This window comes from Pararhodonellum marinum (genome assembly GCF_015354735.1).
Classification (GTDB): domain Bacteria; phylum Bacteroidota; class Bacteroidia; order Cytophagales; family Cyclobacteriaceae; genus Pararhodonellum; species Pararhodonellum marinum.
In genome coordinates, this window is record NZ_JACEFJ010000011.1 from 28,722 (window position 1) to 41,802 (window position 13,081).

Here is a 13,081-nt window from a genome sequence, read left to right on the forward strand (position 1 = left end):
TTTATTATTTAACTAAATATCTAAATAACAATAGGTTCCCCCAATTCATTATTCATTATTCAGGGTTCTGAATTCGAAATTCAAAAATAATGAATGTTGAATTTCGAATAATGAATTCAGAAGTATTCGATCTTACCTCATTGCTTTTACTAATCAAGCTTCAACACCGCCATAAATGCTTCTTGGGGTACTTCTACGTTGCCTACCTGACGCATTCTTTTCTTGCCTTTCTTCTGCTTTTCCAGAAGTTTTCGCTTTCTTGAAATGTCCCCTCCGTAACATTTGGCCAACACATTTTTCCGCATGGCTTTTACGGTTTCTCTTGCTATGATTTTAGATCCGATGGCTGCTTGGATTGCTATCTCAAACATCTGACGGGGAACGAGTTCCTTAAGCTTTTCACACAGGCGCTTGCCCCATTCATACGCTTTGTCTCTATGCACTATAGAAGAAAGGGCATCCACAGGTTCTCCATTCAGCATGACGTCCAATCGGACCATGTGGGAGGCCCTGTAACCGATCAACTCATAGTCCAAAGAGGCGTAGCCTCTGGAAATGGTTTTGAGTTTATCAAAAAAGTCAAAGACTATTTCTGCCAAGGGCATGTCAAAAGTCAATTCTACCCTTTCTGAAGTAAGGTACACCTGGTTTTTGATCAAGCCTCTTTTTTCCATGCAGAGGGTAATCACCGCACCCACATATTCTGCAGCGGTGATGATGGAAGCCTTGACAAATGGTTCTTCAATGTGCTTGAAAAGATTGGGTTCGGGCATGTCTGAAGGTGCATTGACCAATTGATAGGTATTGTCATTCATCAGGGCCTTGAACTGAACCGAAGGAACCGTAGTTATCACGGTCATGTCAAACTCCCGCTCAAGTCTCTCCTGAATGATTTCCATATGCAGCATACCCAAAAAACCACATCTGAAACCAAATCCCAAGGCAACCGAAGATTCCGGTTCCCAAACCAGAGAGGCATCATTCAACTGCAGCTTCTCCATAGAAGCACGGAGTTCTTCAAATTCCGTGGTATCTACCGGATAGATTCCTGCAAAAACCATGGGTTTGACATTTTCAAATCCCTTCACTGTCTTTTCACAGGGTCTTTTGATGTGGGTGATGGTATCCCCTACTTTGACCTCTTTGGCCACTTTGATTCCGGAAATCAAATAGCCTACATTTCCGGCTGAAAGGCTTTGTTGGGGTTTTTGCTGAATCCCAAGAATTCCTATTTCATCGGCATCGTATTCTTTTCCCGTGTTGACAAATTTGATTTTGTCTCCTTTTTGGATAGTACCGTTGAAAATCCGGAAAAGCACTTCCACACCTCTGAAAGGATTGTAAACAGAATCAAAAATCATGGCCTGCAAAGGTTCGGAAGGATCTCCTTTGGGTGCAGGGATTTTTTTGACTACCGCATCCAGGATGTCATTGATGCCTATGCCCTCCTTGCCAGATGCCAGGATAATATCCTCTCGATCACAGCCGATCAGGTCGATTACCTCATCTGCCACCACTTCCGGATCGGCACCGGGAAGGTCGATTTTATTCAAAACCGGTATGATTTCTAAATCATGACCTAGAGCCAGATAAAGGTTGGAGATGGTTTGGGCTTCCACACCTTGAGAGGCATCCACGATCAACAATGCACCTTCACAGGCAGCGATGGATCTGGATACTTCATATGAAAAATCAACGTGACCTGGTGTATCGATCAGGTTAAGCGTATATTCTTCGCCTTCATGGGTATATTTCATCTGTATGGCGTGAGACTTGATGGTGATTCCCCTCTCCCGCTCCAAATCCATGTTGTCCAGCAGTTGTTCCTGCATTTCCCTACCGGTTACGGTGTGGGTAAATTCTAAAAGGCGATCCGCCAGTGTACTCTTGCCATGATCTATATGGGCAATGATACAGAAATTTCTAATTCTTTGCATATCCATTCTGAGCGCAAAAATAGTAAATACTTGGTGTTTTAATGGTATAACCTCCGTTAATTATCTAATCGGTACAAAGGAGGAGCCATTGTCTGATTTCAGTTCAACACAGGATAGAAAAAGAACATTCCACCCTCTTTTTTACCTGAAAATTATATTCATTCCAAATTCAGGTATTCATACACACTTTCGTAGAGTTGGTTTGCTTCCACATAATCCAAAAAAGCGGCATAGAATGCGTTTTGGCTTAAGGTACTGCTGTCTCCGATGACCACCAGTTTTCTTTTGGCTCTTGTCAAGGCCACATTCATGCGCCGGATGTCAGCAAGGAAACCGATTTCTCCCTTGTCATTGGACCGAACCAAACTGATGATCATCAGATCCCTTTCCTGACCCTGAAAACCATCAATGGTATCTATTTGTACCAAATCTGTGAAAGCCCTGATGTTGGGAAACTCATAGGACTGAAAAACCAATTCCTTAAATTTTCTCACTTGGGCACCATAGGGTGCGATCAGACCGATGTTCCATTGCTGGGTTTTGAAATTAGAAACACCAATCCTTTTCAATAGGTTTTCCAAAAATGTCAGGGTAAATCTTGCCTCTTCCGGGTTCAAAGTACTAAGGCTATCCTTTTCGAGTTGATCTCTAAAACCACTTCCTGCGGTATCAATAAACCGCATGACCGGCTCATGGTCCCCAAGTTGATGATTTTTGGTTTCTGGAGCGGCCCTCAATGCACCTTTGTAAAAATATTGATTTGAGAATCCCATGATCAAATCAGGCATTCTGTATTGCAAAGTCAACATAACCGCACTTTCCTTTTGCCTTTCAATGGCTTTTTCGAAGAGGGTTTCAGATAACCCGGCTTTGGCCGCTTCCAGACTTTTGATCGTTGGTGGCAGTTGGCAATGATCCCCTGCCATGACCAGTTTATCGGATTTCAACAATGGGATCCAACTTGCTGGCTCCAGGCTTTGCGCGGCTTCATCCAGAAATACTACTGGAAATTGGAACCCCTTCAAAAGGGAATGGGCAGCTCCCACCAAGGTAGTAGCCACCACCTGCGTTTGGCGAAAAACATCATGTGTGATATAATCTTCGAGCTGAGCAGCCTCATCCTTGAGTCTTCTTGCTTCATCCAAAAGCCTTCTTTTTTGAGCACGTTCTGCCTGACCGAAATTACGTTTGTACTTTTTTGCCATAGAAGCCATGGATGCCGCCTCTTTCCTGGTTTTTTTTAGGGCTTTGTAGCTTTCATGCTGGCTGATCTTGGCATCCAGGGTTTGTAAAAGAATTTTTTCATCTATTCGGGCGGGATGACCCAAACGGGTGGTACTGACTCCGGCATCGGTTAGTTTTTCCACCAAAAGATCCACCGCCGCATTGCTTGGCGCACAGACCAGCACCTGGGGCACCTGTTTTAGGGTCCGATGTATGGAGGCAACCAGGGTGGTGGTTTTGCCAGTCCCTGGGGGGCCATGGATGATGGCTAGGTCATTGGCAGACAACACCTTATTCAGGGCCATTTCCTGGCTTTCGTTTAGCCTTTCTGAGCGAATCGACTCGTCTTCACTGAAAGTAGCAGGTTCAGCCCCTAAGACTACATTTCTCAAAAAAGCCAATCGCCCTTTCTCCGCCTTTAATACTGCTTTCATTGCGGATTCCATTTCCCGGTAACTTGCCTCATCAAAGAGCAGATCTACCCCTAGCTTGCCTCCTCGTAGCCAGTCAGGCAATGCGTCTCCATTGAGGGTGATGACCATCTTGTCTCCGCTTACGTAATTGATTACCCCATTCACCCTGTCATGCTGGAGATCGGAGTTCTCAGCATTGGAAAACAAGCTCACAGATTTCCCCGACTGAAAACCATGGGAATAATCCTGTCCCAACCTTTCCACTTCTACAATGTGCCTGTCACCATAGGCAATTTTGGTCCTTTTGAGGCCTATAGGATACCAACAAATCCCCGACTTCTTTTTTTCATCAAGGGAGGTCTGAAGATTTTTCTTTTGGAATTGAACCAAGTCTTCTTTCCATTCTTTCCGCAGCAGATTCAAAGTACCAGTCAATTCATCCAGAATTTTAACCATTGTATTCATTTTAAGCACTCAATTTAATACATTACCTTTACCTATTGTTTTATATTCCAAACAGAAACTTTCTTTGTGAATTTTCTAGCACATGCATATTTGTCATTTGGAGACCCTAAAGTCCTCTTGGGTAATTTTATCGGAGACTTTGTCCGGGGAAATCTGGAAAAAATTTACGACAGAGACGTTGTTGTGGGCGTAAAGTTGCACCGGGAAATTGATTTTTACACGGACAGGCATCCAGCGGTCAAAGAAATCCAGACCATGCTGAAACCCAAGTTCGGTCGATATGCCACAATCATCACTGACATGTATTTTGATTATTTTTTGGCCAAGTATTGGGACAATTACCATTCAATTCCTTTAGAAGAATTTTCATTTCAAGTCTATGAAATCATTGAAGACTACCCGGAAATACTGCCTAAAAACTTTCTCCATACTTTTTATTACATGAAAAAACAAAATTGGCTTTATGCCTACAGAAACATAGCCGGCATCAAAAGGGCCATGGAAGGCATGGCCAAAAGAGCCAGTTTCAAATCGAATATGGAAACTGCCCATCTCTTTTTGGAAGAACACCATGAGGTGATCAGGGAACTCTTTATTGCGTTTTTTGAAGACTTGGTGGCTTTTGCCAAAATAAGGCTTGCCGTTTTAAAATCAGAAATATGATCCAAATCAAACCCAAAAAAGGCACCTACATTTCTTTGGGACTTGTTGTCCTGATCTTGATCGTAGGGTTGAGTTTTCTGCTGAATGATTTTGCCACCAAGGGAAGCTTTGGCTTGGCGTTTTATCTGATCAGCACCTCCTTGATCACCCTGGTACTCCTGATGCTTTTGGTGAAAATGATGGCCGGATACCGCTTTTTGTCAGCAGGTCAAGGTAAGATACAGGTAAGGTTACCCTTGAAAGGTATCAATAAGTCCTACCCTGTAGAAGGGATACTTGCCTGGCAGGAGGAATTGGTAGAAGTGAACAAAAGAAAATTCAAGCAGCTGACCATTGTGTTCGAAGACAAGAAATCCTTTAGCATCAGCAACCAAGAACACTCCTCCTATGAGGAGCTTGTCAAGTACCTCCACCAAAAAGCCCCTAAGAAAAAAGTGAAGTGATTGCCTATAAGACCCTTAGCGAGCTTAAATCAAAATCGTCCTTGACCGCTTAATGGGTTAATGCTGCCAATCATATTGATCCATTTTTTCCAGACAAACTTTAAGGAGGTCTATGCTTGCTTGAATGTCTGCTTTATGGGCCATTTCTATCACTTGATGTAAATGTCGTGTGGGTATGGATATGGCCCCCGCGATGGATCCCTGTTTTCCCATTCTTTGCACCCCTGCGGTATCGGTTCCACCGGCGGTGAGGATTTCAGCCTGCCACGGAATGTGGTGTTGTGTAGCAGTCTGCTTCATAAAAGCCACCATCCTGTAGTCGCAGATGGTCATGGCATCCATGATTTTAATGGCGGTACCTTTGCCCAGTTCAGTGATTTTTTCATGGGCAGCAGCACCTGGTACATCATAGGCGATGGTGGTATCCAAGGCTATCCCAAAATCCGGATTGATACTATGGGCAGCCACATTGGCTCCTCTCAACCCCACTTCTTCTTGAACCGTAAAAGTGGCATAGACATCATAGGCAGGATCTTTCAACTGTCTGAGTGTCTCTATCAGGATAAAGACGGCAACCCTATTATCTATTGATTTGCAATTGACACAATCCCCCATTTCTATCAATTCTCTGTCTCTGGTAATGGGATCACCGACCTTAATATGCATTTCAACTTCGGACTTGGACATGCCCATGTCGATAAAAAAATCGGTGGTTTTAGGGAGCTTGGTTTTTTCTTCGGATGACATCACATGGATGGGTTTGCTACCCATAACCCCCACCAAATCTTTTTTGCCGTGTACAATCACCCGCTGGGCCGTAAGGGTTTTAGGATCAAATCCTCCAAGTGTATGGAACCTCAAAAATCCCCCTTCTTCAATGTGGGTGACGATGAAACCTATTTCATCCATATGGGCTGCCACCATCACTTTTTTATTTTTTTCACTTTTTTTGCTTTTTTTTATTGCAAGTACATTCCCCAAGTTGTCCACAGACACCTCATCTGCCAACCCCTGAAGTTCTTCCAAGACCAAATCTCTGATTCGTTTTTCAAAGCCCGGTGCACCTGCTATTTCACAAACCTTTTTCAATAAGGATATATTCATCTTTCTTTTCTAAATGTTCTCAAATATTCCACAGCTACAATTTGGGAAATGAATTCCCCTTGCGCTCTTAGGCAAGTTAAGAGGTATATCTTTCATTTGGGAAAAAATTGGTACGAAATTTTCACTTGAGTTGCGGAAGGGTTGATTGACAAAGGTCAAGCTCCCTAGATGATATTTACAATTTATCTCCAATGCAACTATTTCTTATATTACTCGGAGCTTTTGTAGTCTTCGTTTTAAGCACCATTACAGGAGGTGGGGCAAGCTTATTGCTTATGCCATTGGTGGCTGTAGTGGTAGGTGTAAAAGCAGTCGCACCAGTCATGGCCATCAGCATAGGCATGAGCAGTACTTCAAAAGTAGCTTTCTTCTGGAAGCACATTGATTGGAAGCTGTTCATGTGGTTGTTTCCTTCCACAATTGTTGGATCCATACTGGGTGCTCGGATGTTTGCAGCCTTATCTTCTGAATACTTACAGTTGTTGATTGGATTGTTGTTGATCTCTACTGTATTTCAATTTGGAAAAGCACCTGCTCAGAGCCGGTTTAAGATAAAAGCCTGGCACTTTGCCCCCATGGGCTTGATAGTTGCCTTTTTATCTGGATTGATTGGTGGGGTTGGACCCTTGATGAATTCCGCTTACTTAAATTATGGCATCAGTAAGGAATCTTTGCTTGGTACCAGATCAGCCAATGCCATCCTGCTCCATTCTACCAAAATCATCAGTTATGCATACTATGGATATGTTACGGGTGAGGTCTTAAAGTATGGAATTTTAATTGGTATTGCTTCTATGGTGGCGGTGTATTTTGGCAAACTTATTCTCACCAAGATGTCAGAAAACTTCTTCAGAAACATTGTAGTGGCCAGTATGGTGGTCAGCGGGGTGTTGATGTTGTGGAAAAACAAAGATTTCATCCAAGAAATCATTCACGCAATTTAAAATTTATTACAATTTCTATTCATTGATTTATGAAATTATCTATTTCTAAAAACGTACACCTTGTAGAACCGGGGGATTTTGAGGCTACCGACCATTGGTATCCCAGGGTCTTGAATTCCAACATCCACCCTTTGGTCTCTTATTTTTTGAACTTGTCCCATGAACAGATGATCGAGAGGTACCACAGACTCCATCCCTCCGCTGATCCTGCTGAACTGGAAAAAATCCTGAAATACCAACCGAAATATTTCCGATGGGCAGGCACCGATATGATGCATGTCACCAACCACGAAGGTTACAGAAAGTTGGCTATCATTGAAACCAACAGCTGTCCCAGTGGTCAAAAATCAATGCCTTTACTTGACCTGAATGTAGAACAGGGTGGATACAGAAGACTTATAGAAAACACCTTCAAACCAATGGTGGAGGCTCATCAGGAAGACGGGGTTTTGGCTGTGGCTTATGATAAGAATCCCATGGAAAACATTGGCTACGCTGCGACGGTAGCTGATGTATTTGAGGAAGAAGTTTATCTGGCTAAATTTGACAAAGACGATCAGGATCCTCCAGTGAAGTTCATTGATGGAAAAATGCATGTCCGGGATTCCGGAGAAAATTGGCAACCGGTGAGGGCTGCTTTTCGATACGTCACCCAAGAACCCTGGAATCGCCTTCCAAAGCATTCAAAAACCCTCTTGCTCAATCCCATAGAGGCCTGCTTGGCTGGGGGACGGAACAAAGAAGTCGCTAGCAGAGCTTACGATAAATTCAATGAGGATTTCCAAGAAGCCGGATTGTCCATTTTTACCCCTACTACCTATAGAAATGTAGCCTTTGATCAACTGGAGGAGCATTTTAAGGCTTTGGGAGGTGGAATGGTAATAAAAGTACCCGACAGCAATGCCGGACAAGGCGTGTACACCGTTATAAGTGACAAAGAATTGAAAGAAACCTTACCCAAATTAAATAAGAATGATCTTTATTTAGTACAGCAACTCATCCATAGCAATTACAGCAGAGGGTTTGATCCCAAGAAAACCTGGTACCATGTGGGAACTATCCCCGACACCAAGGGCAGAAGCTATGCTTTTGATCTCAGGTTGATGATGCACGCTACGCAAGAGGGTCTGAGGCCGCTTGCCATCTATTCCCGCCGGTCAAGATTTCCCCTGAATCAGCCATTGCCCGAAAACATGAACTCATGGGAAGTGTATGGAACCAACCTTTCTGTAAAAGGGGAAGATGGCTGGACTTATGCCGACGAAAGGCTGATGCTTTTTGATATCAGGAATTTTGGACTATTGGGATTGGGCATCGACGAATTGATCAAAGGATTTGTCCAGAGTTGTATGGCAGTGTATGCCATCGACCAAAATGCCATCAGTCTGTTTGATTAAATGGAATGTAATTGTAATTTTAGCTTTTAACCGTACCAACATGATTCATAAAATATTAGTCGTAGAAGACGATGTGGTTTTTTGCAAATTGCTCACCCGCTTTTTGTCAAAAAAAGAATTTGTTACAAATGATGCCCAAAAAGCTTCGGATGCTTATGCATTGATGGAATCAAACCAATATGACCTGGCCATATTAGATTATCGGCTTCCAGGGGAAAATGGATTAGAGATCCTCAAAAAGATTAAAAAGGAATATCCTGATATGAAAGTTATCCTTATTTCTAGATTTGGCGATACAGAAACTGCTGATGAAGCCAAATCACTGGGTGCAGAAGCTTATGTATCCAAACCCATCAATCCTGACGAACTGCTGGAAGTCATACACAGTTTAAAATAAAAAAAGGCAGCCAATTGAAAAAGGCTGCCTTTTTTTATGATGTTTGAAATGTCAATAAGCCCTGACCAGTTTGCCTTCCATAAAATTGACAAATGATCGGTTGACCACCTGTACCCCTCCCACGGTAGGAAAATTCCCCGTGAAATACCAATCTCCCAAATGATCTGGACAGGCCTTGTTCAGATTTTCCACTGTTTGATAGATGACTTTTACTTCTGCCTTTATATTCTGGGAGGTGATGATCTGCGCAATTTTATCAGAAATTTCCTCATCGGTAAAATGAGCGTATATTTCTTTGACATGGTTTTCAGATGAGGTGGGGTTATTCACACACTTTTCATACACCTGATCCAAGACAAAACCTTTATTTTGATCCCTTAATAATTCTAGTGCTGCCCTGAAGGCAATGAAATCCCTCATCTTGGACATGTCTATGCCATAACAGTCCGGATAGCGGATTTGCGGGGCGGATGATACGATAATGATTCTTTTGGGTTTCAATTTATCCAGAGTGGTCAAAATACTTTTTTCCAAAGTGGTGCCTCTGACAATGCTGTCATCAATGACCACCAAAGTATCAATACCCGAACGGATGACTTCATAAGTGGTGTCATAGACATTGGCCACCATGCTGTCACGGTCACTGTCATTGGTGATGAAAGTACGTAATTTTACGTCTTTACTGACCAGTTTTTCAACCCGTGGCCGGAAATTGAGCAATTCCTCCATTTCCCCAAGGTGCGGTTTACCCTCCAGCAGCACCTCTCTTCTTTTGGCACTGAGGTAATCCTCCAATCCTTCGATCATCCCTAAAAAAGCTGTTTCAGCAGTATTGGGTATGTATGAAAAAACCGTATTTTTCAAGTCAAAATCTATTGCTTTCAAAACTTGGGGAATCAAAGCTTTTCCGAGATCTTTTCTTTCTTTGTAGATATCAGGGTCAGTTCCCCTTGAAAAATAAATCCTTTCAAAGCTGCAGGATTTTTTCTCCAAAGCGGGTATGATTTCATGCTCGGCATAGGAGGCATCCTTGTTGATGACCAAGGCATGTCCCGGCTTTATTTCCTGAATGGCTTTATATTCAATGTTAAAAGCAGTCTTAATGGCGGGTTTTTCAGATGCAATCACCACGATTTCATCATCTGCATAATAGTAAGCTGGTCTGATGCCTGACGGGTCTCTAACCACAAAACTTGCCCCATTCCCGATCAAACCGGCCATGGCATATCCCCCGTCAAAATCCCTGCAAGATCTTCTGAGAATTCTTGCTACATCAAGCTCCTTCTCGATCACCTCAGTCACTTCTTCATTGGAGTAATTGGCTTTGTACTTATCAAAAATCCTTTGATTTTCTTCATCCAAAAAATGACCTATTTTTTCCATTACGGTAACAGTATCCGTTTTTTCCTTAGGATGCTGTCCCAAGTCAACCAATTTGCCAAAAAGATCTTCCACGTTGGTCATGTTAAAATTTCCAGCCATGACTAAATTTCGGCTCCTCCAGTTGTTTTGTCGGAGAAAGGGATGACAGGTTTCAATGCTGTTTTCCCCATGGGTGCCATATCTCAGGTGTCCCAGCCATACTTCTCCTGAAAAAGAAATGTTGTGCTTCAGCCAATCCCCGTCCATAAAGTTTGCTTCTTTGTGGTGTTTTTTGGCTTTTTTATACTTTTTGGAAATCTTGTCAAAAATTTGATTGACCGCTTCTGCCTCAACCGACCTGTACCGACTGATGTATCGGGTACCTGGTTTGGTGTCAATTTTTATGTTGGCAACTCCGGCACCATCCTGTCCCCTATTGATCTGTTTTTGCATGAGGATGTAGAGCCTGTTCGCTGCATACATATTGGTCCCATACTTCTCAATGTAATATTGAAGCGGTTTTCGAAGCCTGATGAGCGCTATGCCACATTCATGTTTGATTTGGTCACTCATTGGGTAAAGGAGTAGTGTTGATTAAGAATACAAAGTTAAGTCTTTTTTAAGAATATAAATTAATAAAAATTAATTCCAATCCGGACATATTTCCTCTTGGAGACCCATGAAAGGATTTCCTTATTTATGCCTGTGACAAAATAGCCCAAGACCAAAAACCGATTCTTAACAATTAGATAATGTTGAATTGAGATTCATTCCCAAAGCGGGAATTTTTCAAGCTCCACCTCCTGTCCAAAAAAAATCTGAGTGGCGTGCTCAAAAGACATGGTATAATCAGAAACCAAAAATCGATCCTTTTTGGGTGTTTCTTGATGGAGGAGATTGTTGAATTCAAGGTAGGCCTTAGTGGCCTTTGCAACAATTTCCGAACTGTCGATCACTTCCGCTTTTCCCTTATAAAGTTCTTCGATTTCATGCTTGATCAATGGATAATGGGTACACCCAAGGATTAAAGCCTTTAGATGCTTCAGCTCAGGTTTGTTCAAATAGTTACCGATGATGGTTTGGCTGATGTCACTTTTATAAAAACCCTCTTCAATCATGGGAACGAGAAGAGGTGTAGCCAATGCAGAGAATGTTATCCCTTCATTTAGCTCAGCGATCTTCCTTTGATAGACACCCGAATGGACTGTTTGTTTGGTCCCAATCAACCCTACCCTCTGATCTCCATATGTCTCTCGGATATAATCTACCACCGGATCGATCACATTTAGCACTTTGGCTTGGCTTCCCACATAGGCTTTTACCAGTTCATACGCAGCTGCAGAAGCGGAATTGCAGGCAATGAGGATCAGTTTGCATTTCTCTTGTAAAAGCAAATGCGCGATTTTTACAGAATAGGCTTGAATTGCCGCTGTACTTTTGTCCCCATAAGGCAAGTGGGCAGTATCACCGAAATAGATGATCTGTTCCATAGGCATGAGGTTTTTAACAGCTTTGGCTACGGTAAGCCCGCCAATTCCACTATCGAAGATCCCAATGGGCGCAGCTGCCTTTTTTGACATAATTTTCCCCCTTTTGACAACAAATGACCTTAATTTGTATATTTCGGTAAATTCAAAACAAAACCCTCAAGCTCAAAAGCTCAAGGGTCTATTGCAAGCAAAGAGTTAAATGATCGATTTATATCGGTAAATATAGTAAAATCAAGTTAGGATGAAAATATTCAAGTTCATTTTTACAGCCTATGCAATTTTGATATTTGTCCTTCTCATGCTTCTATTTTGTCCCTTTATCATGCTGCCCATATTGATATCAGAAAAAGGTGGTAAACCGGCCTTTTTCTTTATCCGCTGGTGGGCCCGAAGTTGGTCTTTTCTGGTTGGAATCCGATACAGGGTTCACGGCCTTCAGCATATTGATCCGCAAACAGCCTATATTTTTATATTCAACCATCGTTCATTTCTTGATGCTCCGGTGATTCCCATTGCCATCCCACAAGAAATAAGGGCACTTGGTAAAAAAGAACTTTCCAAAATTCCGGTTTTCGGCACCATTACCTCCAGGGTCGCTGTATGGGTGGATAGAAACAGTCCCGAATCTAAAAAAGCCAGCCTTAACCGACTACTTGAATTTCTTAAAAAAGACATTTCCTTGGTTGTTGCTCCTGAGGGGACAAGAAACAGTTCAGAATTAACCCTGTTGCCATTTAAGTTGGGAGCCTTTAGGCTTTCAATAGAAACACAAACCCCCTTGCTTCCAATGGCTATTATTGGGGCAGACCGATTGCTAAAGAGAGGAACACTTCAATTAAACCCTGGCATCATCGACATTTATTTCTCCGCACCCATTGTTCCTCCCATCAGCAACAGTCAAGAAGCCATCCTTGAATTGAAGGAGAAATGCTACAATCGGCTTGAAGCAATGATCCTTACCCATGAATAATGAGGTGCCTGACCACAAGTTGGGGCATAGTTACACGGGACAGTTTTTAGGAACCTCTTTTAAATCGATCTAGTGGGGTTATTCAGATTTGGCACCATGTGTGCATATATGATTTCAAGATTATCAATAAAGGTGTGACAGATATCTTGTTGAAAATTTTAAAATTCTAAGATAACATTTTAATATTTGAAGTAAGTGTATTTTGATTTCAGAGTTTTGACAATTATTTGAAATGTCCTTTATTATTTTCGAAAGCTTAACCAATTATTACA

11 protein-coding genes are annotated in these 13,081 nt (G+C 42.2%); 6 read left to right on the top strand and 5 right to left on the bottom strand.

The features are described 5' to 3' along the window. Positions 1-149 precede the first annotated feature (149 nt). Positions 150-1,937 (bottom strand): translation elongation factor 4, encoded by a 1,788-nt coding sequence (gene lepA / locus H1A14_RS17585; RefSeq protein WP_194777602.1) that lies wholly within the window; start codon positions 1,935-1,937, stop codon positions 150-152. Between the two features lie 158 nt (positions 1,938-2,095). Continuing rightward, on the bottom strand, positions 2,096-4,030 hold the full coding sequence (locus tag H1A14_RS17590) for an AAA domain-containing protein (protein ID WP_194777603.1): 1,935 nt from the start codon (positions 4,028-4,030) through the stop codon (positions 2,096-2,098). A 75-nt stretch (positions 4,031-4,105) separates the two neighbouring features. Here H1A14_RS17590 and H1A14_RS17595 point away from each other — a divergent pair, with 75 nt between their 5' ends. Next, positions 4,106-4,702, top strand: a complete 597-nt coding sequence (locus tag H1A14_RS17595; RefSeq protein WP_194777604.1) for an acyl carrier protein phosphodiesterase — start codon at positions 4,106-4,108, stop codon at positions 4,700-4,702. Next, the gene (locus H1A14_RS17600) at positions 4,699-5,145 is read left to right on the top strand and encodes a hypothetical protein (RefSeq protein WP_194777605.1); all 447 of its coding nucleotides are present in this window, start codon (positions 4,699-4,701) and stop codon (positions 5,143-5,145) included. Before H1A14_RS17595 ends, H1A14_RS17600 begins: the two co-directional genes overlap by 4 nt. A gap of 57 nt (positions 5,146-5,202) precedes the next feature. On the opposite strand, the gene H1A14_RS17605 is transcribed toward H1A14_RS17600, so the two are convergent. Continuing rightward, entirely contained in the window at positions 5,203-6,249 is a 1,047-nt protein-coding gene (locus tag H1A14_RS17605) for a M42 family metallopeptidase (RefSeq protein ID WP_194777606.1), read from the bottom strand. Between the two features lie 191 nt (positions 6,250-6,440). Here H1A14_RS17605 and H1A14_RS17610 point away from each other — a divergent pair, with 191 nt between their 5' ends. From H1A14_RS17610 to H1A14_RS17620, 3 genes are read left to right on the top strand one after another with little or no spacing between them, the layout of a single operon-like run. Then, positions 6,441-7,193, top strand: coding sequence for a sulfite exporter TauE/SafE family protein (locus H1A14_RS17610; protein WP_194777607.1), 753 nt, complete (start codon positions 6,441-6,443; stop codon positions 7,191-7,193). Between the two features lie 29 nt (positions 7,194-7,222). Beyond that, positions 7,223-8,590 (top strand): ATP-grasp domain-containing protein, encoded by a 1,368-nt coding sequence (locus H1A14_RS17615; RefSeq protein ID WP_194777608.1) that lies wholly within the window; start codon positions 7,223-7,225, stop codon positions 8,588-8,590. 40 nt (positions 8,591-8,630) lie between these two features. After that, positions 8,631-8,987: a response regulator gene (locus tag H1A14_RS17620; protein ID WP_194777609.1), complete on the top strand. Its 357-nt coding sequence runs from the start codon at positions 8,631-8,633 to the stop codon at positions 8,985-8,987. Positions 8,988-9,038: 51 nt separating this feature from the next. On the opposite strand, the gene H1A14_RS17625 is transcribed toward H1A14_RS17620, so the two are convergent. Further along, entirely contained in the window at positions 9,039-10,922 is a 1,884-nt protein-coding gene (locus H1A14_RS17625; RefSeq protein ID WP_194777610.1) for an amidophosphoribosyltransferase, read from the bottom strand. Positions 10,923-11,116: 194 nt separating this feature from the next. Next, a complete protein-coding gene (gene murI / locus H1A14_RS17630) occupies positions 11,117-11,929 on the bottom strand; it encodes a glutamate racemase (protein WP_194777611.1) in 813 nt (270 codons plus the stop codon). Between the two features lie 151 nt (positions 11,930-12,080). Between murI and H1A14_RS17635 the strand changes: the two genes are divergently transcribed. Beyond that, positions 12,081-12,809, top strand: a complete 729-nt coding sequence (locus H1A14_RS17635; RefSeq protein ID WP_194777612.1) for a lysophospholipid acyltransferase family protein — start codon at positions 12,081-12,083, stop codon at positions 12,807-12,809. The last annotated feature ends 272 nt before the right edge of the window (positions 12,810-13,081 follow it).

Bases quoted from the DNA above. Each gene is read 5' to 3' on its own strand.
- H1A14_RS17625 (WP_194777610.1), bottom strand. From the start codon at position 10,922: ATGAGTGACCAAATCAAACATGAATGTGGCATAGCGCTCATCAGGCTT.
- H1A14_RS17590 (WP_194777603.1), bottom strand. From the start codon at position 4,030: ATGGTTAAAATTCTGGATGAATTGACTGGTACTTTGAATCTGCTGCGG.
- H1A14_RS17600 (WP_194777605.1), top strand. From the start codon at position 4,699: ATGATCCAAATCAAACCCAAAAAAGGCACCTACATTTCTTTGGGACTT.
- H1A14_RS17605 (WP_194777606.1), bottom strand. From the start codon at position 6,249: ATGAATATATCCTTATTGAAAAAGGTTTGTGAAATAGCAGGTGCACCG.
- H1A14_RS17620 (WP_194777609.1), top strand. From the start codon at position 8,631: ATGATTCATAAAATATTAGTCGTAGAAGACGATGTGGTTTTTTGCAAA.
- H1A14_RS17610 (WP_194777607.1), top strand. From the start codon at position 6,441: ATGCAACTATTTCTTATATTACTCGGAGCTTTTGTAGTCTTCGTTTTA.
- H1A14_RS17615 (WP_194777608.1), top strand. From the start codon at position 7,223: ATGAAATTATCTATTTCTAAAAACGTACACCTTGTAGAACCGGGGGAT.
- murI (WP_194777611.1), bottom strand. From the start codon at position 11,929: ATGTCAAAAAAGGCAGCTGCGCCCATTGGGATCTTCGATAGTGGAATT.
- lepA (WP_194777602.1), bottom strand. From the start codon at position 1,937: ATGCAAAGAATTAGAAATTTCTGTATCATTGCCCATATAGATCATGGC.
- H1A14_RS17635 (WP_194777612.1), top strand. From the start codon at position 12,081: ATGAAAATATTCAAGTTCATTTTTACAGCCTATGCAATTTTGATATTT.